General features: G+C 68.4%; 22 protein-coding genes and 2 rRNA genes. 15 read left to right on the top strand and 9 right to left on the bottom strand.

The window, feature by feature from the left end; all coding sequences use genetic code 11:
- The first annotated feature begins 32 nt into the window (after nt 1-32).
- From G9272_RS11235 to G9272_RS11225, 4 genes are all read left to right on the top strand, one after another.
- Complete coding sequence (locus G9272_RS11235) at nt 33-1,373, top strand: CynX/NimT family MFS transporter (protein ID WP_171396424.1); 1,341 nt, start codon at nt 33-35, stop codon at nt 1,371-1,373.
- A gap of 43 nt (nt 1,374-1,416) precedes the next feature.
- Nucleotides 1,417-1,533, top strand: coding sequence for an SGM_5486 family transporter-associated protein (locus tag G9272_RS45220; protein WP_253267775.1), 117 nt, complete (start codon nt 1,417-1,419; stop codon nt 1,531-1,533).
- Between the two features lie 261 nt (nt 1,534-1,794).
- Entirely contained in the window at nt 1,795-2,001 is a 207-nt protein-coding gene (locus G9272_RS11230) for a hypothetical protein (RefSeq protein WP_020130396.1), read from the top strand.
- A gap of 79 nt (nt 2,002-2,080) precedes the next feature.
- Nucleotides 2,081-2,599 carry a SixA phosphatase family protein gene (locus G9272_RS11225; protein WP_171396423.1) on the top strand — a complete coding sequence of 173 codons (519 nt, stop codon included), beginning with the start codon at nt 2,081-2,083 and terminating at the stop codon, nt 2,597-2,599.
- A 115-nt stretch (nt 2,600-2,714) separates the two neighbouring features.
- Here the strand turns inward: G9272_RS11225 and serB are convergent, their stop codons facing one another.
- Nucleotides 2,715-3,929, bottom strand: a complete 1,215-nt coding sequence (serB, locus tag G9272_RS11220; RefSeq protein WP_171396422.1) for a phosphoserine phosphatase SerB — start codon at nt 3,927-3,929, stop codon at nt 2,715-2,717.
- A 141-nt stretch (nt 3,930-4,070) separates the two neighbouring features.
- Nucleotides 4,071-6,017, bottom strand: a complete 1,947-nt coding sequence (locus G9272_RS11215; RefSeq protein ID WP_171396421.1) for a streptophobe family protein — start codon at nt 6,015-6,017, stop codon at nt 4,071-4,073.
- Nucleotides 6,018-6,263: 246 nt separating this feature from the next.
- Between G9272_RS11215 and G9272_RS11210 the strand changes: the two genes are divergently transcribed.
- A complete protein-coding gene (locus G9272_RS11210) occupies nt 6,264-8,786 on the top strand; it encodes an ABC transporter ATP-binding protein/permease (RefSeq protein ID WP_171396420.1) in 2,523 nt (840 codons plus the stop codon).
- A 70-nt stretch (nt 8,787-8,856) separates the two neighbouring features.
- On the opposite strand, the gene G9272_RS11205 is transcribed toward G9272_RS11210, so the two are convergent.
- The 3 genes from G9272_RS11205 to G9272_RS11195 form a co-directional block, all read right to left on the bottom strand.
- The gene (locus G9272_RS11205) at nt 8,857-9,591 is read right to left on the bottom strand and encodes a transglycosylase SLT domain-containing protein (RefSeq protein WP_171396419.1); all 735 of its coding nucleotides are present in this window, start codon (nt 9,589-9,591) and stop codon (nt 8,857-8,859) included.
- Nucleotides 9,592-9,893: 302 nt separating this feature from the next.
- Nucleotides 9,894-11,000: an S-adenosylmethionine:tRNA ribosyltransferase-isomerase gene (locus tag G9272_RS11200; protein ID WP_171396418.1), complete on the bottom strand. Its 1,107-nt coding sequence runs from the start codon at nt 10,998-11,000 to the stop codon at nt 9,894-9,896.
- A complete protein-coding gene (locus G9272_RS11195) occupies nt 10,997-11,695 on the bottom strand; it encodes an SDR family NAD(P)-dependent oxidoreductase (protein ID WP_171396417.1) in 699 nt (232 codons plus the stop codon). The genes G9272_RS11200 and G9272_RS11195 overlap by 4 nt, the downstream gene beginning before the upstream one ends.
- A gap of 241 nt (nt 11,696-11,936) precedes the next feature.
- Between G9272_RS11195 and G9272_RS11190 the strand changes: the two genes are divergently transcribed.
- The 4 genes from G9272_RS11190 (at nt 11,937) to G9272_RS11175 (ending at nt 14,537) form a co-directional block, all read left to right on the top strand.
- Nucleotides 11,937-13,082, top strand: coding sequence for a GAF domain-containing sensor histidine kinase (locus tag G9272_RS11190; protein WP_171396416.1), 1,146 nt, complete (start codon nt 11,937-11,939; stop codon nt 13,080-13,082).
- Entirely contained in the window at nt 13,075-13,716 is a 642-nt protein-coding gene (locus G9272_RS11185) for a response regulator (RefSeq protein ID WP_171396415.1), read from the top strand. Before G9272_RS11190 ends, G9272_RS11185 begins: the two co-directional genes overlap by 8 nt.
- 142 nt (nt 13,717-13,858) lie before the next feature.
- Nucleotides 13,859-14,104: a chaplin ChpE gene (gene chpE, locus G9272_RS11180; RefSeq protein WP_057599241.1), complete on the top strand. Its 246-nt coding sequence runs from the start codon at nt 13,859-13,861 to the stop codon at nt 14,102-14,104.
- A gap of 193 nt (nt 14,105-14,297) precedes the next feature.
- The gene (locus tag G9272_RS11175; protein WP_171396414.1) at nt 14,298-14,537 is read left to right on the top strand and encodes a chaplin; all 240 of its coding nucleotides are present in this window, start codon (nt 14,298-14,300) and stop codon (nt 14,535-14,537) included.
- Nucleotides 14,538-14,784: 247 nt separating this feature from the next.
- On the opposite strand, the gene G9272_RS11170 is transcribed toward G9272_RS11175, so the two are convergent.
- Nucleotides 14,785-15,573, bottom strand: a complete 789-nt coding sequence (locus G9272_RS11170) for a hypothetical protein (protein WP_171396413.1) — start codon at nt 15,571-15,573, stop codon at nt 14,785-14,787.
- Between the two features lie 153 nt (nt 15,574-15,726).
- Between G9272_RS11170 and G9272_RS11165 the strand changes: the two genes are divergently transcribed.
- From G9272_RS11165 to G9272_RS11155, 3 genes are all read left to right on the top strand, one after another.
- Nucleotides 15,727-16,524 (top strand): ABC transporter ATP-binding protein, encoded by a 798-nt coding sequence (locus G9272_RS11165; protein WP_171396412.1) that lies wholly within the window; start codon nt 15,727-15,729, stop codon nt 16,522-16,524.
- Between the two features lie 53 nt (nt 16,525-16,577).
- Nucleotides 16,578-17,009, top strand: a complete 432-nt coding sequence (locus G9272_RS11160; RefSeq protein WP_171396411.1) for an NfeD family protein — start codon at nt 16,578-16,580, stop codon at nt 17,007-17,009.
- Nucleotides 17,010-17,151: 142 nt separating this feature from the next.
- Entirely contained in the window at nt 17,152-18,102 is a 951-nt protein-coding gene (locus G9272_RS11155; RefSeq protein WP_171396410.1) for an SPFH domain-containing protein, read from the top strand.
- Between the two features lie 64 nt (nt 18,103-18,166).
- Here G9272_RS11155 and G9272_RS11150 read toward each other — a convergent pair whose 3' ends face one another.
- The 3 genes from G9272_RS11150 to G9272_RS11140 form a co-directional block, all read right to left on the bottom strand.
- Nucleotides 18,167-18,673: an HNH endonuclease gene (locus tag G9272_RS11150; RefSeq protein WP_054239279.1), complete on the bottom strand. Its 507-nt coding sequence runs from the start codon at nt 18,671-18,673 to the stop codon at nt 18,167-18,169.
- Between the two features lie 197 nt (nt 18,674-18,870).
- Nucleotides 18,871-19,410 (bottom strand): YbhB/YbcL family Raf kinase inhibitor-like protein, encoded by a 540-nt coding sequence (locus G9272_RS11145; protein ID WP_171396409.1) that lies wholly within the window; start codon nt 19,408-19,410, stop codon nt 18,871-18,873.
- A 121-nt stretch (nt 19,411-19,531) separates the two neighbouring features.
- Nucleotides 19,532-20,314: a sporulation protein gene (locus tag G9272_RS11140; RefSeq protein ID WP_142269621.1), complete on the bottom strand. Its 783-nt coding sequence runs from the start codon at nt 20,312-20,314 to the stop codon at nt 19,532-19,534.
- A gap of 151 nt (nt 20,315-20,465) precedes the next feature.
- On the opposite strand from G9272_RS11140, the gene G9272_RS11135 reads away from it, so the two are divergent.
- From G9272_RS11135 to G9272_RS11125, 3 genes are all read left to right on the top strand, one after another.
- The gene (locus G9272_RS11135) at nt 20,466-21,107 is read left to right on the top strand and encodes a DNA-3-methyladenine glycosylase (protein WP_171396408.1); all 642 of its coding nucleotides are present in this window, start codon (nt 20,466-20,468) and stop codon (nt 21,105-21,107) included.
- A 539-nt stretch (nt 21,108-21,646) separates the two neighbouring features.
- A 16S ribosomal RNA gene (locus G9272_RS11130) occupies nt 21,647-23,172 on the top strand.
- 313 nt (nt 23,173-23,485) lie between these two features.
- Nucleotides 23,486-26,608: ribosomal RNA gene (locus tag G9272_RS11125) — 23S ribosomal RNA — on the top strand.
- Together the 16S and 23S rRNA genes form the textbook arrangement of a ribosomal RNA operon.
- Nucleotides 26,609-26,696 lie beyond the last annotated feature (88 nt).

The following is a 26,696-nucleotide window of genomic DNA, read 5'->3' as shown; positions in this document are numbered from 1 at the left end:
CGGGCATGGACAACCAATCATCCCATGATTCTATGATGGTCGGCATGGCCAGCGAGCAGACCCGGACGACGACACCCCCGCCCCTACGCACCTCGGCGACGGGCGAGCCCCCGCGAACGGTCACCCGCGCGTGGGGCACACGGCTGCTCGTCGTCGGCATCGTGCTGGCCGCCCTCAACCTCCGGCCCGCCATCACGAGCCTCGGAGCCCTCCTCGAAGAGGTGCGCGACGGACTCGGCATGAGCGGCAGCGTGGCCGGGCTCCTCACCTCCGTGCCCCCGCTCTGCTTCGCCGTCTTCGGCGTCATGGCACCCCGTCTCGCCCGCCGCTTCGGGCCGGGCGCGGTGGTGTGCGCCGGCATGACCGCCATCACGGCGGGACTGCTCCTGCGCCCCTACGCGGGCGGCACGGCGGGGTTCCTCGCCGCCAGCGCCCTCGCCCTCATGGGCATCGCCGTCAGCAACGTCCTGATGCCGGTCATCGTCAAGCGCCACTTCCCCGACCGGGTCGGCACCATGACCGGCCTGTACTCGATGGCCCTCGCCCTCGGCACCGCCACCGCCGCCGCGATCACCGTGCCCATGACCGAGGCGCTGGGCGGCAGTTGGCAGACCGGCCTCGCGCTGTGGGCGGGCCTGGCGGCGGCGGCCGTCCTGCCCTGGCTGCCGCTCGCGCGGGACCGCGGGACGGCACCGGGCGGCGCGCGTACGGAGGGGGAGCGGCAGGAGCGGGGCCCGCGGCCCGCCCGGCAGGCCCACGCGCGCGTGCCGCAGTCGTCGGCCGCCCCGCTGTGCATCACCCGCAGCCGTACCGCCTGGGCGCTCGCCGTGTTCTTCGGCCTCCAGGCCACCGCCGCGTACATCACCATGGGCTGGATGCCGCAGATCTTCCGGGACGCCGGGGTGCCCGCGAGCACGGCCGGGCTGCTCCTCGCCGTGACGATGGCGATGGGCGTGCCGCTGGCCTTCGTCATCCCGCGCGTCGCCACCCGGTTGCCGCACCAGGGCCCGATCGTGCTCGCGCTCGGCGGCTGCGGCCTCGTCGGCTACGCCGGCCTGTACCTCGCGCCGGCCGGCGGCGCCTGGGCCTGGGCCCTGCTGCTCGGCATCGCCAACTGCGCCTTCCCGCTGGCCCTCACGATGGTCGGGATGCGTGCCAGGACCGGCGCGGGTGTGGCTCAGCTGTCGGCGTTCGCGCAGAGCACCGGCTATCTGATCTCCATCCCCGGCCCGCTCCTCGTAGGGGTGCTCTACCAGCACAGCGGCGGATGGGGCCTGCCCCTCGCGCTCATGGCGGCCCTGATGGTCCCCCAGACGGTCGTGGGCGTCCTGGCCGGCCGGGACCGCACGGTGGAGGAGGAGGCCGCCCGCTGACCCCCGGGGGCATCGCGGGGACGCGGGGTGCGAGACTTGCCGTATGCCATTGCTCGACCCGAACCCCCAGAACGGTCAGAAGAAGATGCTGATCGTCTTCGGCTCGTTCTTCGCCATCTTCGTCGTCATCGCCGTCATCGCGACCATCGCCTCGCCCTGACGCCGTGACGCCCTGACGTCCTGACGCCCTGGCGCCGTGACGCCCCGGCCGCGACGACCGGCCGAATCGGCCCTGCCGCGATCCCGTCCGAGCGCCGGGGTGGGGTTAACCCCCCTGTCCCCTAGGGGGTGAGGGTCAGGGTCAAGTGGGTGGATCACCGGATGGGTTGAGGGCCGCCGATTCCGTAACTTCGAGGTGTGGCCGCAGGACGCGGATCACCTGCCAAGGTCCACGGACCACTCGAAGACAGCGGAGGCACCCATGTCGGCCCCTACGCACACCCGGCCCCACCCGGCCACCTCGGGCGGCGTCGACACCTGGCTGCCCTGGTGGGCCCTCGCCCTCCCGACGCTCGCCTTCATCACCCTGCTGGTGCTGATACTGAACCCCGCCGACGCCCACGCGGCCACCGGCGACCCGGCGATCACCCACCTCGTCGAGCGCGTGCAACAGCTGGTCACCCGCTAGGGCGGAGCTCAGGACCGCTGGTGAAGCCGCATGTCAACTCCCTGCGCCCCATGGCCTGTTTCATGCGAAGCTGGGACTCATGAGCGTCGCAGAACCCCGCAGGATCGTCCTCTTCCGCCATGCGAAAGCCGACTGGCCGCAGGTGACCGACCATGAGCGTCCGCTCGCTGAGCGGGGCCGCAAGGAGGCCGCCGTCGCCGGACGCAAGCTGGTCGACAGCGGCATCCCCATCGACCTGGCCGTCTGCTCCACCGCGACCCGCACCCGCGAGACGTGGAAGCTCGCCGTCCAGGAGTTCCCACAGCGGCCGAAAACCGTCTACGAGGAGCGGATCTACGAGGCCTCGCCGGGTGAGCTGATCGCGCTGCTCAACGAAACACCCGACGACGTGCGTGACGTCGTCCTGATCGGCCACAACCCGGGCATCCAGGGTCTCGCCGACATCCTCTCCGGCCGCAGCGACGGCGACGCCGGCGAGCGGATGCGCCGCCGCGGGTTCCCGGCCGCCGCCTTCGCCGTCGTCTCCTTCGACGGCTCCTGGAAGTCCCTGGAGCCGGGTGTGGCCACACTGATCGACTACTGGGCGCCCTCCGAGTGACCCACCCGGCACACGCGAGGGCCCGGCACCGCTCTGGTGCCGGGCCCTCTCCGTCCATCGGGGCCCGCGCGGCCGTGCGCCGGTGCCCCCGTGTCTTCGCCACGCCCGTGCGGGGCTACTGCTCGTCGTGCGTCTCCGCGGCCTCGACCTCTTCACGGGTGATGCCGAGCAGATACAGGACGGTGTCCAGGAACGGCACGTTCACCGCCGTGTGCGCCGCCTCGCGCACCACCGGCTTGGCGTTGAAGGCGACCCCGAGACCGGCCGCGTTGAGCATGTCGAGGTCGTTGGCGCCGTCGCCGATCGCCACGGTCTGCGAGAGCGGTACGCCCGCCTCGGCCGCGAACCGGCGCAGCAGCCGCGCCTTCCCCGCACGGTCCACGATCTCGCCGGTGACCCGGCCCGTCAGCTTGCCGTCGACGATCTCCAGCGTGTTGGCCTGCGCGAAGTCCAGCCCGAGCCGCTCCTGAAGATCGTCGGTCACCTGCGTGAAGCCGCCGGAGACGACCCCCACCTGGTATCCGAGCCGCTTCAGCGTCCGGATCAACGTGCGCGCACCCGGCGTCAGCCGGACCTCGGCGCGCACCTTGTCCACGACCGAGGCGTCCAGTCCCGCCAGCAGTGCCACGCGCGCGTGCAGTGACTGCTCGAAGTCGAGCTCACCACGCATCGCGGCCGCCGTCACCTCGGCGACCTCGTCCTCGCAGCCGGCGTGCGCGGCGAAGAGCTCGATCACCTCGTCCTGGATCAGGGTGGAGTCGACGTCCATGACGACGAGCCGCTGGGCCCGCCGGTACAGGCCCGCGTCCACCACCGCGACGTCAACCCCCAGCGCCGCCGCGCCCGTGACCAGGGCGGTGCGCAGGGGCTCGGTCTCCACACCGGAGACGGCGAACTCGACCGCGGTGACGGGGTACTTGGCGAGCCGGAAGATACGGTCGATGTTCCCGCCGGCCTTCGTGATCTTCGCGGCCACGGCTGCCGTGGCCTCCGCGGTGAGCGGATGCCCGAGCACGGTGACCAGTGACCGGCCGAGGCCGCGCGGGCGGTTGTCACCGATGCCGGAGATGATCTCGGCCTGCATCTTCATCGACTCGGCCCAGCTGTGGACCGTCGACCGCAGGTCTCCCTCGAGGCCGGCCGGCGGCTCGGTCACGAGCGCGCACAGCACCATCCGGCCTCGGGTGACGACCTGCTCGATGTCGACCACGTCGACGGAGAAGGCGGCGAGGGTGTCGAAAAGGCCGGCCGTGATGCCCGGCCTGTCCTTGCCGAAGATCTTGACAAGGAGCGTGGGGACGTCAGAGGACGAAGTCTGCAAAGCGCTCATGGTGTACCCACCGTATCCGGCACCCAGTGCCGCGCGCCGCCGAGGTCCGCCTGACGGACGGGGAACAGTGGATGTCAGCGAGGTGGCGCGCGCCACAACAGTCGGCTGCGGGCGTTCCGCGGGCGTTTCGGACCCCGCCGCTCACCGCGGCCCGCCGGGCGTCCTGGGGCCCCTCGGAGGAGCGGGAGGGGGCGGTGGCGGAGGCGGCGGACCCTCCTCCGGCCCGGGCGGCGGCCGCTCACCGGGCCGCGGGCCGGGAGGCCGGCGCGGTGTGCGGGGAGACGGCCCGAACGGCCGGACCACCGTCGGAGCGCCGTAGACGTCGTCCGCTCCCGGCGGCCCGGCAGGCGGCCGCCCGTCGCCCGAGGGGGGCTCGGCCCGCCGGGAGCTCTCGTAGGGCCTCGACTGCCCGCTCCCGTCCCCCCTGGCCCGCTCGGGCCGAGCCCGCTCCGGCCCCGCGTCCCGCGACTCCCGCAACGCTTCCGGGACCCGCAGATAGGGATTGGTCGCCGGATTCGGCGGCCGGTACGAGGGCGCACCCGGCGCGTACGGCCCGGCCCGGTCGCCCGGGTACCCCGAAGGCCCACGGCCCTCGCCGGGGCCCGCGGCGCCCCTCGGGTCACTCCGTGCCAGTGGCGCCGCCCGCCGCCCCGCGGCGCCCGTGGCCCACGCCAGCAGCGCACCGGCGGCCCCCGCCCCCGCGCCCCACCCGGCACCCAGCAGCAACGCCGCCCCGAGGTGCCCGTGCAGCTCGATCCCGGCCCCGAAGGCGTCGAACCCCAGCACGGACAGCGAGGCGTCCACGGACACGTTCGTCAACCAGGCGATCAACGGCAACGCCACGGCGGTCGCCGCCCCCAACCGCACGGCGCAACGCCCGGCGAACCCGACCGCACCGGCCCCGCGCCCGCCCCGGCCCTCGGACCCCGCCCCCGACCCGGCCCTCGAGTCCGGCTGAAACCCCGGCGACCCCACCGGCGTCCGCACCGCCGCCAGCACCCCCGCCAGCAGCATCATCAGCGCCGCCGCCACACCCAGCAGCCACACCCGTCCGTCCAGCTCCGCGAGGCGGCCCAGCGTCACCGACTGCTCGGTGCCGACGCCCAGCAGATCGTCCAGCGGGTCCGGGAGGACGCTCGTCAGCGCGCCCGTCGCCCGTCCGTCCCAGGGGACGAACAGGCCGATCGGGATGCCCAGCCAGACCCCGTTCGGCGCGCCGAGCAGCGCCGCCCCCGCGATCCGCCGGGGATGGTCGTCGCCGATCGCCGCGTACGCCGCCGCGGCGAACCCGGCCGCCACGGCCACCAGCAGCACGGTCACCACGGCGGACACCGCCGGCCGCACCACACGGTGCACCGCCTCCCAGCCGCCCGGCAGCGGCGTACGGCGCGAGGCCAGCAGCGCGATCAGCAGGATGCCGAGGGACCAGCCGAGGCCGCCGAGCAGCGTGGGCGCCGTGTCGACGGTGAAGCCGACCGCGGCCTTCGCGTCGACGAGGTCGCCGAGCCGGTCGGGCAGCAGTCCGCCGATGTCCCCGAGCCCGGGGATCTCCAGGCCGCCACCGCCACCGCCCCCACCGCCGCCGGGCAGGTCGTCCAACCCCAGCGCACCCCCGTCGAGCGTGATGACGTCGTGCCCCGCCCAGGCCAGTCCGCCGAGCATCGCCACGTACAGCGCGACCACCGAGCCGACGCGCGCGAGGAGTTCGGCCGGAGCGATCACAACTCCCGCCGTCCGCAGGGACCGCAGGAAGAACCACGACAGCAGCAGCGCGCCCACCAGGCCCACACCCAGTGGCGTGATCTCGATGGCCGTGTTCGCCTCCGCGCCCGTGAGCCCGAAAGCGGACACATCGCCCGACGGAGTCACCGAGCCCCCGGCGGCCAGGGCCACCACCGCGGCCGTCATCGGGCCCAACGAGCCCGCGGAGTCCGCCTCCAGGAGGTGCAGCCCCAGCGCCGCCGTCCCGGCCATCCCGATCAGCGCCCAGCTCACCGCCGCGACGGCGGCCAGCAGCACGTCGATCCACGGCACGCCCCTGCCGCGCGCCGCGCTCCCACTGCCTTCGACACCCGTGCCGGCACTCATGCAGACCCCCCGATCCGCGGCGCGCAGCGGCGAAGATCGCCGCTTCCGTCCCCCTCGCGTGCCTTTACCACTCTCCGGGCCGGTTTCAACCCCGTCAACGGGAACGGCCGATACGCTCGCGCACGCTCTTCACAAGGCCCGACTTTCGATCAGGGGGCCGCTACTGAAATAGTTCCCCCCGATGTTCGACATCCCTAGACTCCCCGTTGATGGGGCTAACTCGGGGGACAACTCAGTGGGGCTGGAGTGCCGGAACTCGTACTGGAATTGAACGGACGCACCTGGACGCTCGATCCGTCCAGGCCATACACCCTCGGACGTGATCCGCAGGGCGACATCGTCCTCGACGACGCCAGGGTCTCCTGGCGTCACGCCACGGTCAGCTTCAACGGGCGCAGTTGGGTCGTCGAGGACCACGGGAGCACCAACGGCACGTTCGCGCAGGGGCAGCGGATCCATCAGCTGGAGATCGGCCCCGGCTCGGCGCTGCACCTGGGCAACGCGACCGACGGGCCGCGCGTGAACCTCTCGGGAGCGCAGGCGCCCGCCGCGCAGCCCCAGCAGCCGTACGCCGCGCAGGCCGCGAACCCGGGCTGGGCCCAGCAGGCCCCGCCGCAGCAGGCACCGCAGGCCGGATGGCAGCCGCCGCAGCAGGGCGCGCCGCACGTCCCGCAGCAGCAGGGGCCGAGCGAGCCGTACGTGCAGAAGGTGCCCGGTGGAGGCGCGGGGGCGCCGCCGGTCTACGGAGACCGCAGCCCGACCACGTTCCACCAGTTCTCCCTCGGCCGTGTGATGCGCATCGGCCGTGCCCTGGAGAACGAGCTGGTCGTCTCCGACCTCCAGGTCTCGCGGAACCACGCCGAGTTCCACTCGACGCCCGACGGCCGCATGGAGATCCGCGACCTCGGCTCGCACAACGGCACGTACGTCAACGGCCAGCCGATCCCCAAGGGCGGCTCGGTCCAGCTGGGGCCCTCCGACATCGTCGGCGTCGGCCACTCGACGTTCCGGATCGTCGGCGACCGGCTCGAGGAGTTCGTCGACACCGGTGAGGTCTCCTTCTCGGCGCGCCACCTGACCGTCACGGTCGACGGCGGCAAGCAGATCCTCAAGGACGTCTCCTTCGGCGTCCCGGAGAAGTCCCTGATCGCGGTCATCGGACCGTCCGGTTCCGGCAAGTCGACCCTGCTCAAGGCGCTGACGGGCTACCGCCCGGCCAACCAGGGCGATGTCCTCTACGACAACCGGAACCTGTACAAGCAGTTCGCCGAGCTGCGCCAGCGCATCGGTCTGGTCCCGCAGGACGACATCCTGCACAAGGAACTGACCGTCAAGAGGGCTCTCAAGTACGCGGCCAAGCTCCGCTTCCCCGCCGACACCACGGGCGCCGAGCGCGACGCCCGCATCGACGAGGTGCTGCGCGAGCTCAAGCTGGACATCCACAAAGAGAAGAAGATCACCTCTCTCTCGGGCGGCCAGCGCAAGCGTGTCTCGGTGGCCCTGGAGCTGCTCACCAAGCCGTCGCTGATCTTCCTGGACGAGCCGACCTCCGGCCTCGACCCGGGCATGGACCGCGATGTCATGCAGCTGCTGCGCGGCCTCGCCGACGACGGCCGCACGGTCCTGGTCGTCACCCACTCGGTGGCCGAACTCGCGATCTGCGACAAGCTGCTCGTGATGGCGCCGGGCGGTGCCGTCGCCTACTTCGGCCCGCCCGAGGAGGCGCTGAACTTCTTCGGCTACGACACCTGGGCCGACGTCTTCTCCGCCTTCGAGAACTACCGCGACTACGACTGGGCGGGCCGCTGGAAGGGCTCGCAGCACTACCAGATGTACGCCGCGGACATCGACGCCATCGCGCCGCAGTCCGTACAGATGCCGCCGATGCAGGCGATGAAGCCGCCGAAGCCGCAGGGCTGGATGTCCCAGTTCGTCACGCTGGTGCGCCGCTATGTCTCGGTGATCGCCTCCGACAAGGGCTTCCTGGCCCTGACGGTGATCCTGCCGGCCGTCCTGGGCGCGGTGAGCCTGCTGATCGACTCCGGGAACAGTCTGCTGCCCAACCCGGTCAACCCGAAGACCGGCCGGATCATCCCCAACGGCACGGCCACCACCGTCCTGCTGATCCTCGCGGTCGGCGCCTGCTTCGCGGGCGCGGCCAACTCGGTCCGCGAGCTCATCAAGGAACGGGTCATCTACGAGCGGGAACGCGCGACCGGTCTGTCCCGGTCCGCGTACCTGATGTCCAAGGTGTTCGTGCTCGGTGTGGTCACCGTGCTCCAGGGCCTGCTGGTCGGCGTGATCGGCTTCGCGAGCCGGGAGATCCCGACGGAGGGCCTGGTCCTCGGCAGCGCCACCATGGTCGAGCTCTCCATCCCGATCATGGCGCTGGGCTTCACCTCGATGATGTTCGGCCTTGTCATCTCGTCGCTGGTGAAGACGGCCGAGAAGACCATGCCGCTGCTGGTCATGTTCGCGATCATCCAGGTCGTGTTCACCGGCTGCCTGTTCACCCTGAACGGTGCGGTCGGCGTCAACGAGTTCTCGTACCTGATGCCCTCACGCTGGGCGGTCGCCGCCGCGGGCGCCACGCTGGACTTCAACAAGATCAGCCCGCCCAAGGACGGCGGCGAGACGGACCCGCTGTGGGAGCACACCGTCGGCGCCTGGGGCCTGGACATGGCCGCGCTGATCGTCCTCGGTGTGATCTGCGGGTTCTTCGTGGCCCGCTTCCTGCGCCGCCACGAGCCCGAGGTCATGCGCAAGTAGTCGTTGCCGTAGTACGCCGATGGGCGGCACCCCCGGTACGGGGTGCCGCCCATCGGCGTGCGGAGGTCGCTCAGTACGCGCTGTCGACGTTGTCGATCGTGCCGTACTTGTCGGCCGCGTAGTTCGCGGCGGCGGTGATGTTGGCGACCGGGTCGTAGATGTTCCAGGACGTCCCGGCGACGTGGTACGCGGCGAAGGTCGGCGGGATCACCTGGAGCAGACCCTTGGACGGGATGCCGTTGATGGCGTTGATGTCCCAGTTGTTGATCGCCTTCGGGTTGCCCGAGGACTCCCGGATGATGTTGCGGTGCAGACCGCTGTAGGAGCCCGGGATGCCCTTGGACTTCATGATGTCCAGGGACTGCTTGATCCAGCCGTCGAGGTTGTTGGCGTAGCTCTTGGTGGCGACCTTCTTGACCGCGACACGCTTGGCGGACCGGCTCGCGGCCTCGTTGGCCTTGCGCGCGGCGGCGGCCTTCTTGGCGGCGGCCGCTGCGGCCGCCTTCTTCTTCGCTGCCGCCGCCTTCGCGGCCGCCTCGGCGGCGGCCTTCTTCTTGGCGGCGGCCGCCGCGGCGGCCTTCTTCTTGGCCTCGATGGCGTCGACCTTCACGCTCGTCGCGGCCAGTTGGTCGGTCACGCTGGCCTTGACGACCTGCGCCGGCGCTGAGCTGTAGGCGACCCGGGCCGAGGAGACGGCGTCCGTAGTGGTCGTCTGCGCGTCGGCCGGCACCACGGAGAAGGCGAGGGCAGCGGCACCGAGCGTGGCGGCACCGGCGATCGCGATCTTGCGAGTGTTCTTGGGCATGCGGATGGACCTCTTCGAATAGCGCGGAGGTCGCTCTCTTCGTCCGACGGCGGACAGCGGGTGCTTTTGGCACGGGCGCCGCCGGGGGAGAACCCACGGCGCTGAGCGACGAGAGCCATTGTTAGCGGCCGCAAAAAGGGCAGGCAAAGGTGTGACGTACGATCCCCGATAGTGGATCAGGGAAGGGCAAATCGGGACAGATGGAACCATCTGCCCCGTTCACCGCGTCCCCTTTATCTCCTATTGCCCGTAGTACGTGATCCGCGCCCTATGTGCGGGCTCACACGGGCCCCACCCTGTTCTCACTGATAGTTGCCCGAGCAATGCTCTGTGTCAGTGTTCTCCTCCGGAAGGACGAGGTGCACGTCCCCGAACTCGTGCCACAGATAGCGCCCGCCCAGCGCCTCGTCGTAGCCACGGCTGATCGCGGCCCGCCCCGCCACCGCCTCCAGCATCAGCAGATGCGAGGCCTCCGGCTCGTGCAGCCCGGTCAGCAGCCCGTCCACCACCCGCACCCCGCGCGCGGGGGTGACCACGAGATCCGTCCATCCCGCCCGCGCGCGTACGACCCCGTCCGCCCCGGCCGCCGACTCCACGGCCCGCACGGCGGTCGTCCCCACCGCGATCACCCGCCCGCCGGCCCGTCTCCCCCCACCACTCCGCACGGCGTTGATCAGCCGCGCCGACTCCTCGGGCACCGCGAACCGCTCCGGGTACGGCGGCTCGTGCACCTCCGCCGAGGCGACCCCGGTGTGCAGGGTGATCGGCGCGAACTGCACCCCCCGGCTCACCAGCTCCGCCACCAGCCCCGCGGTGAAGGGCCGCGCCGCACTCGGCATCTCCGCACTGCCCGACCCGTCGGCCGAGGGCAGCGCGAACACCGTCTGGTAGACGGACAGCGGCTGATCCCGCTCCGTGTAGGAGTAACGGATGGGCCGCCCGTACTCCCGCAGCAGCCCGGGCACCGCCCCGGCAGGGGACACCCGCGCCCACCACAGCCGCCCGCTCCCCGGGCTCAGCGGCTCCTCCAGCGCCAGCCGCACACCCCCGGCCAGCCGCACCTCGATCCCCGCGGGCCCGCCCGCACGCGCGCGGGTGGTGCCCTTCCCGTCCGGGTCCCGCAGCTCCACGGCCCACCGTCCGTCGTCACCGCGCGTGGAGAAGTGCACCACCACGCGTGCGTGCCCGACCCGCCCGTCCACGGCCGCCGCCAGCGTCGGCGAGGTGTTCACCACGAGCAGGTCCCCGGCCCGCAGCAGACACGGCAGCTCCCGGAACGCGTGATGCGACGCCTCCGTCCCCCGCGACACCAGCAGCCGTACGTCGTCCCGGTCCCGCCCCGGCCCGCGCTGCTCGGCCGGCACCCGCGCCGACAGCTCCTCCGGAACCCGCTGCACGGCCAGCGTCATCGCCGTCCCTCCAGCAGGGCCGGAGCCCCGTACCGCCCGCTCGCCGGGCGCTCGTCCAGCAGCCGCAGGAAGGCCGGCGCCACACCGGCCGGATCCGGCCGCGGATCGTCGTCCTCCGGTACGGCCGCCGCGTACAGGTCCGTGGCCATGTCCCCGGGGTCCACCGCCCACACCCGCAGCCCCGGCTCCTCCGCACCGAGCACCGCCGCGAGATGGTCCAGGGCCGCCTTGGACGCCCCGTAGCCGCCCCACGTCTCGTACGCCTCGGCGGCCGCGTCCGAACTGACGGTGATGACCGCGCCCTCCCGCGCCCCGTGCAGCAGCGGCAGCGCCTCCTGGACCAGGCCCAGCGCCGCCACGACATTCACCTCCAGCGCCCGCCGCAGCCCGTCCAGGGGCAGCTCGGCCAGCCGCACCAGCGGCTCGGCGCCCAGCGCGCTCGCGTTGTTCACCAGCAGGTCGCAGCCTCCGAGCCGCCACGCGGCCGCCACCAGCTCGGCCCGGTGCGCCGCATCCGTGACGTCCCCCGCGCGGGCCTCGACCCGGGTCCCGTGCGCCGCCACGGCCGCCGCCGTCTCCTTCAGCACCTCCGCGGTCCTGGCGTCGAGCACCAGATCCCAGCCCCGTGCGGCCAGTGCCTCGGCCAGCGCCCGCCCCAGCCCCTTCGACGCACCCGTGATGATCGCAACCGGCATGACAACCGTCCCCTCGTCCGACCGCCTCCGTCCGGCGGTGATCCCAACGTAGGAACCGGCCCCCGGCCCGCGCCTCGGACGCGGGACGCAAGCCGGACGGGCCCTTCGTCGTACGCCCGCGCACCCGGTCCCCTCGCCCTAGGCCGCGGTACCCGGGACCTCGGACCTAGGTCCTCCGCCCCAGCCCCTGGCCGTCACAGGTCCGATCCGCGCTGTCACACCCCGCCGGTACCGTGAGGGCATGAGTCAAGGCCCCCGGTCCGGCCTCGCCGCGGTGAGCTCCGCGCTGCTGGCCATGAGCAGGCACCTCGAGGTCCGCGACGTCCTCAAGACGATCGTCGCCTCCGCCCGTGAACTGCTGGACGCGCAGTACGCCGCCCTCGGCGTCCCCGACGACCACGGCGGCTTCGCCCAGTTCGTCGTCGACGGTGTCGGCGAGGAGCAGTGGAAGGCCATCGGCCCGCTGCCCCGCCAGCACGGCATCCTGGCGGCGATGCTCCAGGAGGCGCGGCCCCAGCGCCTCGCCGACGTCCGCAAGGACCCGCGCTTCGAGGGCTGGCCGTCCGCCCACCCCGAGATGTCCGACTTCCTGGGCCTGCCCGTCCGGGACGGCGACGAGGTCCTCGGCGCCCTGTTCCTGGCCAACAAGAACTGCGCCAAGCCCCGAGGCGGCTGCGGCTTCACCGAGGACGACGAGGAACTGCTCTCGATCCTCGCCCAGCACGCCGCGATAGCCCTCACCAACGCCCGCCTGTACGAGCGCAGCCGTGAACTGACGATCGCCGAGGAACGCTCCCGGCTGGCCCACGAACTGCACGACGCGGTGAGCCAGAAGCTGTTCTCCCTGCGCCTGACGGCCCAGGCCGCCACCGCGCTCGTCGACCGCGACCCCGCCCGCGCGAAGGGCGAACTCCAGCAGGTCGCCGTGCTCGCCGCCGAGGCCGCCGACGAACTGCGCGCCGCCGTCGTGGAGTTGCGCCCCGCAGCCCTCGACGAGGACGGCCTCGTCGCCACCCTCCGCACCCACATCCAGGTCCTCGACCGCGCCCACACCGCGCGCGTGACGTTCACCAGTCGGGGCGTCCGCGCGCTGCCCGCCGCGCAGGAGGAGGCCCTGCTGCGGGTCGCCCAGGAGGCACTGCACAACGCACTGCGTCACTCCGGGGCGCAGCACGTCGAGGTGAGCCTCGGCAAGCGCGGCCCGGGCACGGTCCTGCGCGTCACGGACGACGGCGGCGGCTTCGACCCGACGACGGTCCGCCGGGCCGGCCGCCACCTCGGGCTGGTGTCGATGCGGGACCGGGCGAGCGGGGTCGGTGGCACGCTCACAGTGGAATCGGTGCCCGGCAAGGGCACCACGATCGAGATGGAGGCTCCCGGTGGCTGACGCAATCAAGGTGCTGCTCGTCGACGACCATCAGGTCGTCCGCCGGGGCCTGCGCACCTTCCTGGAGGTGCAGGACGACATCGAGGTCGTCGGAGAGGCCGCCGACGGCGCCGAAGGAGTCTCACTCGCCGAGGAGTTGAAGCCCGACGTCGTGCTGATGGACGTCAAGATGCCCGGCATGGACGGCGTCGAGGCCCTCCGCAGACTCCGCGACCTCGCCAACCCCGCGCGCGTGCTGATCGTCACCAGCTTCACCGAACAGCGCACGGTGGTCCCCGCCCTGCGCGCGGGTGCCGCCGGGTACGTCTACAAGGACGTGGACCCCGACGCGCTCGCCGGCGCCATCCGCTCGGTCCACGCCGGCCACATCCTGCTCCAGCCGGAGGTCGCCGGGGCACTCCTCTCCCAGGACGAGGGCACCTCGGGCCAGGGCAGAGGCGGCGCGCTCACGGAACGCGAGCGCGAGGTGCTCGGCCTGATAGCGGACGGCCGCTCGAACCGCGAGATCGCCCGGGCCCTGGTCCTCTCCGAGAAGACGGTCAAGACACACGTCTCGAACATCCTGATGAAGCTCGACCTCGCGGACCGCACCCAGGCCGCGCTCTGGGCCGTACGCCATGGCGTGACCCGCTGAGGCAACGCGGAAGGTCATCTTCCGATCCGAGATTCATACCGTCGTGGGAATGTCCCCCGGATGGCGCATCCTTCGTGGCTCGCCGCCGTTCTCCAGTGCGTGCCGCGGCGACTGCCGCGGCAATCGCTAGGAGGGGTCAGAAGTGAAGAACCTGAAGAAGGCAGCGGCCGTGACGATGGTGGCCGGCGGGCTGATGGCCGCGGGTGCCGGCATGGCCTCCGCCACCGACGGCGCCACCGCCCTCGGCGAGGCCAAGGGCTCGCCGGGCGTCGTCTCGGGCAATCTCGTCCAGGCCCCGGTGCACGTCCCGGTCAACGTGGTCGGCAACAGCGTGAACGTCATCGGCGTGCTGAACCCGGCCTTCGGCAACCTGGGTCTCAACCACTGAGGTCCCGCCCGCACCCGCGGTGACCTCCGGCCTTCCTCGGCCCCCACCGAGGGAGGCCGGTCTGTTTGTCGCTCCAATGATCCGAACGAGGTGTCTTCGCGGCGGGCCCCGCATCGTTCCCGATCACTCCCGCGTTGGGCAGCGCACGACCCGCGGCCGGGTCGGACACGCAAACGCAGGAGGAACACTTCCCATGAACATCGCCAAAAAGGCTGCCGTGGCCCTCACCGTCGCGGGCATCGCCGCGGGCGCCTCGGCCGGTGCCGCCGTCGCCGACGCGGGTGCCGAAGGCGCGGCCGTGAAGTCGCCGGGCGTCATCTCGGGCAACGTCGTCCAGGTGCCGATCAACATCCCGATCAACCTCTGTGGCAACACGATCAACGCGATCGGCGCCCTGAACCCGGCGTTCGGCAACACCTGCCTCAACGACTGAGTTCGCAGCCGCACCACAGAGGGGCCCACGCGTCGGACACGACGCGTGGGCCCCTCTGCATACCGCGTCTTTCCAACACCGCCCGACACCCAGCCCGTCCGGCACTCGGCATACCGCGACCCTGCAACGCCGCCGACGATCCAGCCCGTCCGGCGTTTGAGGACGAGGCCCCTTCAGGGCCGAAGGGGGGCCTGGGGGCCCAGCCCCCAGAGGTTCACACCAACCCGGAGCACCCAAGTACCGACGCTCACCGAACCCCCTGCTCCCGCTCCTCCACAACGGAGTTGTACGCGGCGACCTGAGCCCGCCGCCCCGTCCGCTCGACCGGCCGCAAGGCCTCCGCCCGCACCGCCATCTCCGCGGAGCTGACCGCACCCCCGGGCCCGTTCTCATAGGCGAGGGACACCAGCAGCCCCACCCGCTGCGCCAGCTCCAGCACCCGCACCGCCCGGGGCGGATACCCCGGCGCCAGGACCTCCCGCCCCCGCTCGGCCCGAGCCCGGTACGCGTCGATCGCCGCCTCCGCCACCGGCCCCGATCCCGCCAGGTCCAGCCGCGCCAGCACCGCCGTGGCGTCCCGCAGGGCCTCCGCCAGCTCCCGCTCCGCCTCGCCCAGCGACGGCACATCGGCCGGCGGAGCCTCCCGCACCGGCAGGCAGTGCCATACGACCTCGACATGTACATCACCGTCAGGCCCGGCTTCGTACACCTCCGGCACCAGCCCGTACCCGGCGCCGTGACAGACCACGGCCTCCTCCGCCTCCAGCGCCCGCGTGTTGAACTCCGGCGGTCCGCTCAACCCCAGCGGATGTCCCGGCGCGGGCAGTGCCACCCGCAGCCCGTTCACCCCGAGCGCCCGCAGCCGCCCCAGCGCGAGTGTGAGTCCGACGGGCGCCGATTCACCGGGCAGCCCCTCCACCCGGTGCACGGCGTCCTCGCCGACGATGGCGAGTACGGCGTCGTCCGGCGAGACAAGTCCGGCCAACAGGGCATTTCCCCAAGCGGCAAGGCGACCAGAGCGCGGTTCCGAGAGCATGCCCCCACCCTAAGGACCGGACCGATGGATCGGGTCGCCCGACCGGTGGCGTAGATTTTCCCGGAGAGGCCGCGCCCACCCATGCGCAGCGGTCCGAGCCACCGGCGCCCGCGACAACCGACCGGCCACACTGCAAGGGGAGACAACGCGCTCATGAGCGATGTTCTGGAGCTTCAGGACGTATCTGTGGTCCGTGAGGGCCGGGCTCTGGTGGACCAGGTCTCCTGGTCGGTCAAGGAGGGCGAGCGCTGGGTCATCCTCGGTCCCAACGGGGCCGGCAAGACGACCCTCCTGAACATCGCCTCCACCTACCTCTTCCCCAGCGCGGGCACCGTCTCCATCCTCGGCGAGACCCTCGGCAGCCCCGGCACCGACGTCTTCGAGCTGCGCCCCCGCGTCGGCATGGCCGGCATCGCCCTCGCCGACAAGCTCCCCAAGCGCCAGACCGTCCTCCAGACGGTGCTGACCGCCGCGTACGGCATGACGGCCGGCTGGCAGGAGGAGTACGAGGAGGTCGACGAGCAGCGCGCCCGCGCCTTCCTCGACCGCCTCGGCATGAGCGACTACCTGGACCGCAAGTTCGGCACGCTCTCCGAGGGCGAGCGCAAGCGCACCCTCATCGCCCGCGCCCTGATGACCGACCCCGAGCTGCTGCTCCTCGACGAGCCCGCCGCCGGCCTGGACCTCGGCGGTCGCGAGGACCTCGTACGCCGCCTCGGCCGCCTCGCGCGCGACCCCATCGCCCCCTCGATGATCATGGTGACCCACCACGTCGAGGAGATCGCCCCCGGCTTCACCCACGTCCTCATGATCCGCCAGGGCAAGGTCCTCGCCGCGGGCCCGGTCGAGCTGGAGCTCACCTCCCGCAACCTCTCCCTCTGCTTCGGCCTCCCGCTCGTCGTGGAACAGGTCGGCGACCGCTGGACGGCACAGGGCCTGCCGATGTCCTGACCGCTCCCTGTGCGCCCTGTCCCCGGCAGGACGTACGGCCCTACCATGACGGTGTGAACGACATCGACGCGTGGGTGTGGTGGCTCGTCGGCGCGGCAGCGCTCGGAATCCCGCTCGTGGTGACCGCCATGCCCGAGTTCGGCATGCTCGCGGTCGGCGCGGTGGCCGCCGCCGTCGCGTCAGGCCTCGGCTTCGGAGCCGTCGCCCAGGTGCTCGTCTTCATCGTCGTCTCCGTCGCCCTGATCGCCGTCGTACGCCCGATCGCGACCCGGCACGCCAAGCAGCGTCCCCACCTCGCCACCGGCATCGACGCGTTGAAGGGCAAACAGGCCGTCGTGCTGGAGCGCGTCGACGGCTCGGGCGGCCGCATCAAACTCGCCGGAGAGATCTGGTCGGCACGCGCCCTCGACACCGACCGTGCCTACGACGTGGGGCAGGAAGTCGACGTCGTGGACATCGAGGGGGCCACGGCGATCGTCATCTGACCCTGCGCAACTCCCGCACGACGTAAGTGAACAGAACACCTCACGAGCCGCACGACGGTCTGTCACACTCGTCCAGCAAGATCTTCAACAGGCATAAGATCTTCCGAAAGCGCCGAGGCGGAGAAAGGTACGGGGAGCCGCGATGGAACCGGTCATCATCGTCCTGGTCATTCTGGTGGTGTTGGTCTTCATCGCCCTGATCAAGACGATCCAGGTCATCCCGCAGGCGAGTGCCGCCATCGTGGAGCGGTTCGGCCGCTACACGCGGACACTCAACGCGGGCCTCAACATCGTCGTCCCGTTCATAGACACCATCCGCAACCGCATCGACCTGCGCGAACAGGTCGTGCCGTTCCCGCCGCAGCCGGTGATCACCCAGGACAACCTGGTCGTGAACATCGACACCGTCATCTACTACCAGGTGACCGACGCCCGGGCCGCGACCTACGAGGTAGCCAGCTACATCCAGGCGATCGAGCAGCTCACCGTCACCACGCTCCGCAACATCATCGGTGGCATGGACCTCGAGCGGACCCTGACCTCCCGCGAGGAGATCAACGCGGCGCTGCGCGGAGTCCTCGACGAGGCGACCGGCAAGTGGGGCATCCGCGTCAACCGCGTGGAACTGAAGGCCATCGAGCCCCCGACCTCCATCCAGGACTCGATGGAGAAGCAGATGCGCGCCGACCGTGACAAGCGCGCCGCGATCCTCACCGCCGAAGGCACGCGCCAGGCCGCCATCCTCACCGCCGAGGGCGAGAAGCAGTCCCAGATCCTGCGCGCCGAGGGTGAGGCCAAGGCAGCCGCCCTGCGCGCCGAGGGCGAGGCCCAGGCCGTGCGTACGGTCTTCGAGGCCATCCACGCCGGCGACCCGGACCAGAAGCTCCTCTCCTACCAGTACCTCCAGATGCTTCCGAAGATCGCCGAAGGCGACGCCAACAAGCTCTGGATCGTCCCCAGCGAAATCGGCGACGCCCTCAAGGGGTTGTCCGGCGCGATGGGCAACTTCGGCAACTTCGGCGGCGGTTCGGGCGGCAACAACTCCGGCAACGGCGGCGGCACGGAACGCCGCGAGAAGCCGTCGATCGACTGACCCAGGACACGACCGGGGCCCACCTTCCGAGCGAAGGTGGGCCCCGGTCACATCCGGATACGGGCTACGCCGCGTCCATGGTCAGCCACTCCGGCAGCGCGGCCAGGTCGTCCTGCCCCAGGGCCAGCAGCATCGCGTCCGCCGGCGTCGGCTCGAACGGCTGCCGCAGCAACGGCATCTCCGCCTGCTCCGGAGTCCGGTCCGCTTTACGGTGATTGTCCTCCGCGCACGAGGCGACGGTGTTCAGCCACACGTCCTGACCCCCCTGCGCCCGCGGCACCACGTGGTCCACGGTCGTCGCCCGGCGACCGCAGTACGCGCACCGGTGCCGGTCCCTTATCAGCACACCCCGCCTCGACCACGGAGCTTGTCTTCGGAAGGGCACCCGTACGTACCTGCACAGCCTGATCACACGAGGCGCCGGGATGTCGACCTCGGCTCCGCGCATCCGCAGTTCGGGGTGGGCCTGCTCGACGACGGCCTTGTCCTGAAGCACCAGAACGACGGCTCGGTTCAACGTCACCGTCGACAGCGGCTCGAAGCTCGCGTTCAGTACCAGCGTGTCCCGCATACCAGCCCACCTCCTGTGTGCACCGGCCCACCCCCTGGCGGGCTGGGATCAACTCTGGCCGGGCACGCCGAGATGGACAACGCAATATCTGCTGCTCCACGGGAGGTGACCCCCGCGACCCCCGGCAACAAAAATGCCCGCCTCTGATCACTTCCAAGACCAGAGGCGGGCAAACGTTCAATGAACGATGAGCTGACTCATCCCTCCGCGGGAATCTCGTACTCACCGATCAACTGTGCGCGGGCGATCGCGTGGAACCGCAGATTGAATCCCACGACGGCGGGCGAGGCATCGGCATCCGGACCGAGCTTCTCCTGGTCCACCGCGTACACCGTGAAGACGTACCGGTGCGGCCCGTCCCCCGGCGGCGGAGCGGCCCCGCCGAACTCCTTGCCGCCGTAGTCGTTGCGCGCGTGTACGGCGCCCTCGGGCAGCCCCTCGAACTTGCCGCCGCCCGCACCCGCCGGCAGCTCGGTCACCGAGGCCGGGATGTCGAACAGGACCCAGTGCCAGAATCCGCTGCCCGTCGGAGCATCGGGGTCGTAGCAGGTCACGGCGAAACTCTTGGCCCCGGACGGGAAACCCTCCCACCGCAGCTGGGGAGAGGTGTTCCCCGCCGCGTGGACCTGGGCGTCCTTGAGCTTCGCCCCCTCCTCGACATCTTCGCTCGTGACCGTGAACGACGGCACCGGCGGATGGAAATCGTGGGGCAGTGGCCGCCTCTTCGGCTCGGTCACTTCGACACCTCCTGATCGATCGGCAAGGCACTCCCTTCGGAGCCTACGACCTCCACGGCCCCGCGCGAGCACGCACAGAGGGCCCGGAACGCCGTACGGCACCCCGGGCCCTCTCTGTGTGTCAGAACCAGTTGCGCTTGCTGCCGACCTCGGACAGCCACTGGTTGAGGTACGCCGCCCAGTCGGTTCCCTGGTAGTCGTGCAGACCCACCTGGAACGAGCGGAAGGTGTCACTGCCCTCGCTGAACAGCCCCGGCTTCTTGTCCATCTCCAGCACGACGTCCATCGTGTGCTCGTCGGCCACGAAGCTCAGCTCGACCTGGTTCAGCCCTCGGTACTGCGACGGCGGGAAGAACTCGATCTCCTGGTAGAACGGCAGCTTCTGCCGCGTACCGCGGATGTGACCGCGCTCCAGGTCCGCGTTCTTGAAGCGGAAGCCCAGCTGGATGAAGGCGTCCAGGATCGCCTTCTGCGCCGGCAGCGGGTGCACGTTGATCGGGTCAAGGTCACCGGAGTCCACGGCGCGGGCGATCTCCAGCTCGGTGGTCACCCCGATGTTCATGCCGCGCAGCGTCTGACCGTCGATCGTCGTGACCGGCGTCTCCCACGGGATCTCGAGCCCGAACGGCACCGCGTGCACGGCACCGGCCTGGAGCTCGAAGGCACCCCCGAGCCGCAGCTTGGTGAACTCGATGTCCTGCTTGTACTCCTGGTCGCCGTTCTCGACCTCGACCTTGGCCTGAAGCCCGACCGAGAGCCCCTCGATCTGCTGGTTGACGGACCCGCCCTGGATCCGCACCTCACCCTGCACGACACCGCCCGGAACGACGTTGACCTCGGTCAGCACCGTCTCGACCGAAGCCCCACCGGCCCCGAGACTCGCGAGCAGCTTCTTGAACGCCATGTCTCTCCCTCTACGACCTTCTTCTTACGGGATCCCTCGACCCCTACATACGCGATCCCGGCGCGGCCGGTTCCGTGCCCCACACCCTGGCAAGGCGGATGCCCGCTGACCACCCCGACGCACCCACGCGTCTGCACTACGCTCGGAGAGCATGATCGCGACCCCCGACCGTACGCCCCTCCCCAGGACCTTCTTCGACCGCCCTGTCCTGGACGTGGCCCAGGATCTGCTCGGCCGACTCCTGGTCCGTACGACCCCCGACGGTCCGATCACCCTGCGCCTCACGGAGGTCGAGGCCTACGACGGCCCGAACGACCCGGGCTCCCACGCCTATCGCGGCCCCACGGCCCGCAACGGCGTGATGTTCGGTCCGCCCGGACATGTGTACGTCTACTTCACCTACGGCATGTGGCACTGCATGAACCTCGTCTGCGGTCCGGACGGCACGGCGAGCGCCGTCCTGCTCCGCGCCGGCGAGATCGTCGAGGGCGCCGAGTCGGCCCGCAAACGTCGACTCTCGGCCCGAAATGACAAGGAACTGGCCAAAGGACCCGCCCGCCTGGCCACCGCCCTGGACGTGGACCGTGCCCTCGACGGCACGGACGCCTGCGCCACGGGGGACACCCCCCTGAGGATCCTGGCCGGCACCCCGGTCCCCGCCGACCAGGTACGCAACGGTCCGCGCACCGGAGTCTCCGGCGATGGAGGGGTCCACCCCTGGCGGTACTGGGTCGCCGACGACCCGACGGTGAGCCCCTATCGGGCCCATGTCCCCAGGCGCCGACGAAGTTGACTCGCTGTTGGCCGGAGCGTAACGTAGCCCGAGCCGCTTGAACCGGGTACGGCATTCGCCGGCAGTCGGAAGCGGCCAACCCACTACCTACGACGCCCCTCAGCGGGAGCGAATTCGGCATGCCCGCATGCCCGAATTCCAACCCGGCGGAACTCGATTATGAGTTGCGGAGGGAATCGGCTAACGTAGTGAATGTCGAAAGGCCGACAGGCGAAAGCCCGAAGCCCAAGACAATCCCCCCGACAGGGAATCGGATCAAGAAAAGGATCTGATAGAGTCGGAAACGCAAGACCGAAGGGAAGCGCCCGGAGGAAAGCCTGAGAGAGTCTCTCGGGTGAGTACAAAGGAAGCGTCCGTTCCTTGAGAACTCAACAGCGTGCCAAAAATCAACGCCAGATATGTTGATACCCCGTCCCCGGCAGTGATAGCCGAGGATGAGGTTCCTTTGAAACAAAACACAGCGAGGACGCTGTGAACGGCCGGGCTTATTCCGCCTGGCTGTTCCGCTCTCGTGGTGTCGACCGGATTACCGGTAAACATTCACGGAGAGTTTGATCCTGGCTCAGGACGAACGCTGGCGGCGTGCTTAACACATGCAAGTCGAACGATGAACCACTTCGGTGGGGATTAGTGGCGAACGGGTGAGTAACACGTGGGCAATCTGCCCTTCACTCTGGGACAAGCCCTGGAAACGGGGTCTAATACCGGATAGCACTTCCACTCGCATGGGTGGAGGTTGAAAGCTCCGGCGGTGAAGGATGAGCCCGCGGCCTATCAGCTTGTTGGTGAGGTAATGGCTCACCAAGGCGACGACGGGTAGCCGGCCTGAGAGGGCGACCGGCCACACTGGGACTGAGACACGGCCCAGACTCCTACGGGAGGCAGCAGTGGGGAATATTGCACAATGGGCGAAAGCCTGATGCAGCGACGCCGCGTGAGGGATGACGGCCTTCGGGTTGTAAACCTCTTTCAGCAGGGAAGAAGCGAAAGTGACGGTACCTGCAGAAGAAGCGCCGGCTAACTACGTGCCAGCAGCCGCGGTAATACGTAGGGCGCAAGCGTTGTCCGGAATTATTGGGCGTAAAGAGCTCGTAGGCGGTCTGTCACGTCGGATGTGAAAGCCCGGGGCTTAACCCCGGGTCTGCATTCGATACGGGCAGACTAGAGTGTGGTAGGGGAGATCGGAATTCCTGGTGTAGCGGTGAAATGCGCAGATATCAGGAGGAACACCGGTGGCGAAGGCGGATCTCTGGGCCATTACTGACGCTGAGGAGCGAAAGCGTGGGGAGCGAACAGGATTAGATACCCTGGTAGTCCACGCCGTAAACGGTGGGAACTAGGTGTTGGCGACATTCCACGTCGTCGGTGCCGCAGCTAACGCATTAAGTTCCCCGCCTGGGGAGTACGGCCGCAAGGCTAAAACTCAAAGGAATTGACGGGGGCCCGCACAAGCAGCGGAGCATGTGGCTTAATTCGACGCAACGCGAAGAACCTTACCAAGGCTTGACATACACCGGAAAGCATTAGAGATAGTGCCCCCCTTGTGGTCGGTGTACAGGTGGTGCATGGCTGTCGTCAGCTCGTGTCGTGAGATGTTGGGTTAAGTCCCGCAACGAGCGCAACCCTTGTTCTGTGTTGCCAGCATGCCCTTCGGGGTGATGGGGACTCACAGGAGACTGCCGGGGTCAACTCGGAGGAAGGTGGGGACGACGTCAAGTCATCATGCCCCTTATGTCTTGGGCTGCACACGTGCTACAATGGCCGGTACAAAGAGCTGCGAAACCGTGAGGTGGAGCGAATCTCAAAAAGCCGGTCTCAGTTCGGATTGGGGTCTGCAACTCGACCCCATGAAGTCGGAGTTGCTAGTAATCGCAGATCAGCATTGCTGCGGTGAATACGTTCCCGGGCCTTGTACACACCGCCCGTCACGTCACGAAAGTCGGTAACACCCGAAGCCGGTGGCCCAACCCCTTGTGGGAGGGATCTGTCGAAGGTGGGACTGGCGATTGGGACGAAGTCGTAACAAGGTAGCCGTACCGGAAGGTGCGGCTGGATCACCTCCTTTCTAAGGAGCACTTCTTACCGAGTTCGCTCGGTCAGAGGCCAGTACATCGGCGTACGTCCGATGCTGGTTGCTCATGGGTGGAACGTTGATTATTCGGCCGGGTTTCCGGGTCGGAGGCTGCAAGTACTGCTCGTAAGGGCGTGGAAAGCATGATCTTCGGACGGGAGCTGGCCGGGCACGCTGTTGGGTGTCTGAGGGTATGGCCGTATGGCTGCCTTCAGTGCCGGCCCCAGTGCACTCGAAACCGTAGGGTTTCGGGGTGATGGGTGGCTGGTCGTTGTTTGAGAACTGCACAGTGGACGCGAGCATCTGTGGCCAAGTTTTTAAGGGCGCACGGTGGATGCCTTGGCACCAGGAACCGATGAAGGACGTGGGAGGCCACGATAGTCCCCGGGGAGTCGTCAACCAGGCTTTGATCCGGGGGTTTCCGAATGGGGAAACCCGGCAGTCGTCATGGGCTGTCACCCGCTGCTGAACACATAGGCAGTGTGGAGGGAACGCGGGGAAGTGAAACATCTCAGTACCCGCAGGAAGAGAAAACAACCGTGATTCCGGGAGTAGTGGCGAGCGAAACCGGATGAGGCCAAACCGTATACGTGTGAGACCCGGCAGGGGTTGCGTGTACGGGGTTGTGGGATCTCTCTTTCACAGTCTGCCGGCTGTGAGACGAGTCAGAAACCGTTGATGTAGGCGAAGGACATGCGAAAGGTCCGGCGTAGAGGGTAAGACCCCCGTAGTCGAAACATCAGCGGCTCGTTTGAGAGACACCCAAGTAGCACGGGGCCCGAGAAATCCCGTGTGAATCTGGCGGGACCACCCGCTAAGCCTAAATATTCCCTGGTGACCGATAGCGGATAGTACCGTGAGGGAATGGTGAAAAGTACCGCGGGAGCGGAGTGAAATAGTACCTGAAACCGTGTGCCTACAAGCCGTGGGAGCGTCGGACGGAGAGCTTGCTCTTCGTCTCGTGACTGCGTGCCTTTTGAAGAATGAGCCTGCGAGTTTGCGGTGTGTTGCGAGGTTAACCCGAGTGGGGTAGCCGTAGCGAAAGCGAGTCCGAATAGGGCGTTTCAGTAGCACGCTCAAGACCCGAAGCGGAGTGATCTAGCCATGGGCAGGTTGAAGCGGAGGTAAGACTTCGTGGAGGACCGAACCCACCAGGGTTGAAAACCTGGGGGATGACCTGTGGTTAGGGGTGAAAGGCCAATCAAACTCCGTGATAGCTGGTTCTCCCCGAAATGCATTTAGGTGCAGCGTCGTGTGTTTCTTGCCGGAGGTAGAGCACTGGATAGGCGATGGGCCCTACCGGGTTACTGACCTTAGCCAAACTCCGAATGCCGGTAAGTGAGAGCGCGGCAGTGAGACTGTGGGGGATAAGCTCCATGGTCGAGAGGGAAACAGCCCAGAGCATCGACTAAGGCCCCTAAGCGTACGCTAAGTGGGAAAGGATGTGGAGTCGCACAGACAACCAGGAGGTTGGCTTAGAAGCAGCCACCCTTGAAAGAGTGCGTAATAGCTCACTGGTCTAGTGATTCCGCGCCGACAATGTAGCGGGGCTCAAGCGTACCGCCGAAGTCGTGTCATTGCAGCTATAGGGCCAACGCCCGCTGTGATGGGTAGGGGAGCGTCGTGTGCCGGGTGAAGCAGCACCGGAAGGTAGTTGTGGACGGTTCACGAGTGAGAATGCAGGCATGAGTAGCGATACACACGTGAGAAACGTGTGCGCCGATTGACTAAGGGTTCCTGGGTCAAGCTGATCTGCCCAGGGTAAGTCGGGACCTAAGGCGAGGCCGACAGGCGTAGTCGATGGATAACCGGTTGATATTCCGGTACCCGCTGTGAAGCGTCAAACATCGAACCAGGCGATGCTAAGTCCGTGAAGCCGTTCCGGACCCTTCGGGGAAAGGAAAGTGGTGGAGCCGGCGAACCAGACTTGCAGTAGGTGAGTGATGGGGTGACGCAGGAAGGTAGTCCATCCCGGGCGGTGGTTGTCCCGGGGTAAGGGTGTAGGACGAACGGTAGGCAAATCCGCCGTTCATATAGTCTGAGACCTGATGCCGAGCCGATTGTGGCGAAGTGGATGATCCTATGCTGTCGAGAAAAGCCTCTAGCGAGTTTCATGGCGGCCCGTACCCTAAACCGACTCAGGTGGTCAGGTAGAGAATACCGAGGCGTTCGGGTGAACTATGGTTAAGGAACTCGGCAAAATGCCCCCGTAACTTCGGGAGAAGGGGGGCCACGTCTGGTGAGAGCACTTGCTGCTCGAGCTGGGGGTGGCCGCAGAGACCAGCGAGAAGCGACTGTTTACTAAAAACACAGGTCCGTGCGAAGCCGTAAGGCGATGTATACGGACTGACGCCTGCCCGGTGCTGGAACGTTAAGGGGACCGGTTAGTCAAGATTCGTCTTGGCGAAGCTGAGAACTTAAGCGCCAGTAAACGGCGGTGGTAACTATAACCATCCTAAGGTAGCGAAATTCCTTGTCGGGTAAGTTCCGACCTGCACGAATGGCGTAACGACTTCTCGACTGTCTCAACCATAGGCCCGGTGAAATTGCACTACGAGTAAAGATGCTCGTTTCGCGCAGCAGGACGGAAAGACCCCGGGACCTTTACTACAGTTTGATATTGGTGTTCGGTTCGGCTTGTGTAGGATAGGTGGGAGACTTTGAAGCGGCCACGCCAGTGGTTGTGGAGTCGTCGTTGAAATACCACTCTGGTCGTGCTGGATGTCTAACCTGGGTCCGTGATCCGGATCAGGGACAGTGTCTGATGGGTAGTTTAACTGGGGCGGTTGCCTCCTAAAGAGTAACGGAGGCGCCCAAAGGTTCCCTCAGCCTGGTTGGCAATCAGGTGTTGAGTGTAAGTGCACAAGGGAGCTTGACTGTGAGACCGACGGGTCGAGCAGGGACGAAAGTCGGGACTAGTGATCCGGCGGTGGCTTGTGGAAGCGCCGTCGCTCAACGGATAAAAGGTACCCCGGGGATAACAGGCTGATCTTCCCCAAGAGTCCATATCGACGGGATGGTTTGGCACCTCGATGTCGGCTCGTCGCATCCTGGGGCTGGAGTCGGTCCCAAGGGTTGGGCTGTTCGCCCATTAAAGCGGTACGCGAGCTGGGTTTAGAACGTCGTGAGACAGTTCGGTCCCTATCCGCTGCGCGCGCAGGAATATTGAGAAGGGCTGTCCCTAGTACGAGAGGACCGGGACGGACGAACCTCTGGTGTGCCAGTTGTTCTGCCAAGGGCATGGCTGGTTGGCTACGTTCGGGAGGGATAACCGCTGAAAGCATCTAAGCGGGAAGCCTGCTTCGAGATGAGTATTCCCACCCCCTTGAGGGGTTAAGGCTCCCAGTAGACGACTGGGTTGATAGGCCGGATGTGGAAGCCCAGTAATGGGTGAAGCTGACTGGTACTAATAGGCCGAGGGCTTGTCCTCAGTTGCTCGCGTCCACTGTGTTAGTTCTGAGGCAACGACTGTTGCCGGCTAGAGCTGAAAACAAGTAAAAAGTGTGCTTGTTCGCTCG

The organism is Streptomyces asoensis (genome assembly GCF_013085465.1).
GTDB classification, from domain to species: Bacteria; Actinomycetota; Actinomycetes; order Streptomycetales; family Streptomycetaceae; genus Streptomyces; species Streptomyces cacaoi_A.
The sequence above is the reverse complement of the archived record's forward strand: the minus strand, read 5'-3'. Positions and strand labels throughout refer to the sequence as shown.

Coding starts and splice junctions, on each gene's coding strand:
- G9272_RS11175 (WP_171396414.1), top strand. CDS start 14,298: ATGAACATCGCCAAAAAGGCTGCCGTGGCCCTCACCGTCGCGGGCATC.
- G9272_RS11200 (WP_171396418.1), bottom strand. CDS start 11,000: ATGACGCTGGCCGTGCAGCGGGTTCCGGAGGAGCTGTCGGCGCGGGTG.
- G9272_RS11190 (WP_171396416.1), top strand. CDS start 11,937: ATGAGTCAAGGCCCCCGGTCCGGCCTCGCCGCGGTGAGCTCCGCGCTG.
- G9272_RS11135 (WP_171396408.1), top strand. CDS start 20,466: ATGATCGCGACCCCCGACCGTACGCCCCTCCCCAGGACCTTCTTCGAC.
- G9272_RS11150 (WP_054239279.1), bottom strand. CDS start 18,673: ATGCGGGACACGCTGGTACTGAACGCGAGCTTCGAGCCGCTGTCGACG.
- G9272_RS11225 (WP_171396423.1), top strand. CDS start 2,081: ATGAGCGTCGCAGAACCCCGCAGGATCGTCCTCTTCCGCCATGCGAAA.
- G9272_RS11230 (WP_020130396.1), top strand. CDS start 1,795: ATGTCGGCCCCTACGCACACCCGGCCCCACCCGGCCACCTCGGGCGGC.
- G9272_RS11215 (WP_171396421.1), bottom strand. CDS start 6,017: ATGAGTGCCGGCACGGGTGTCGAAGGCAGTGGGAGCGCGGCGCGCGGC.
- G9272_RS45220 (WP_253267775.1), top strand. CDS start 1,417: ATGCCATTGCTCGACCCGAACCCCCAGAACGGTCAGAAGAAGATGCTG.
- G9272_RS11165 (WP_171396412.1), top strand. CDS start 15,727: ATGAGCGATGTTCTGGAGCTTCAGGACGTATCTGTGGTCCGTGAGGGC.
- G9272_RS11205 (WP_171396419.1), bottom strand. CDS start 9,591: ATGCCCAAGAACACTCGCAAGATCGCGATCGCCGGTGCCGCCACGCTC.
- G9272_RS11155 (WP_171396410.1), top strand. CDS start 17,152: ATGGAACCGGTCATCATCGTCCTGGTCATTCTGGTGGTGTTGGTCTTC.
- G9272_RS11170 (WP_171396413.1), bottom strand. CDS start 15,573: ATGCTCTCGGAACCGCGCTCTGGTCGCCTTGCCGCTTGGGGAAATGCC.
- G9272_RS11195 (WP_171396417.1), bottom strand. CDS start 11,695: ATGCCGGTTGCGATCATCACGGGTGCGTCGAAGGGGCTGGGGCGGGCG.
- G9272_RS11235 (WP_171396424.1), top strand. CDS start 33: ATGATGGTCGGCATGGCCAGCGAGCAGACCCGGACGACGACACCCCCG.
- serB (WP_171396422.1), bottom strand. CDS start 3,929: ATGAGCGCTTTGCAGACTTCGTCCTCTGACGTCCCCACGCTCCTTGTC.
- G9272_RS11140 (WP_142269621.1), bottom strand. CDS start 20,314: ATGGCGTTCAAGAAGCTGCTCGCGAGTCTCGGGGCCGGTGGGGCTTCG.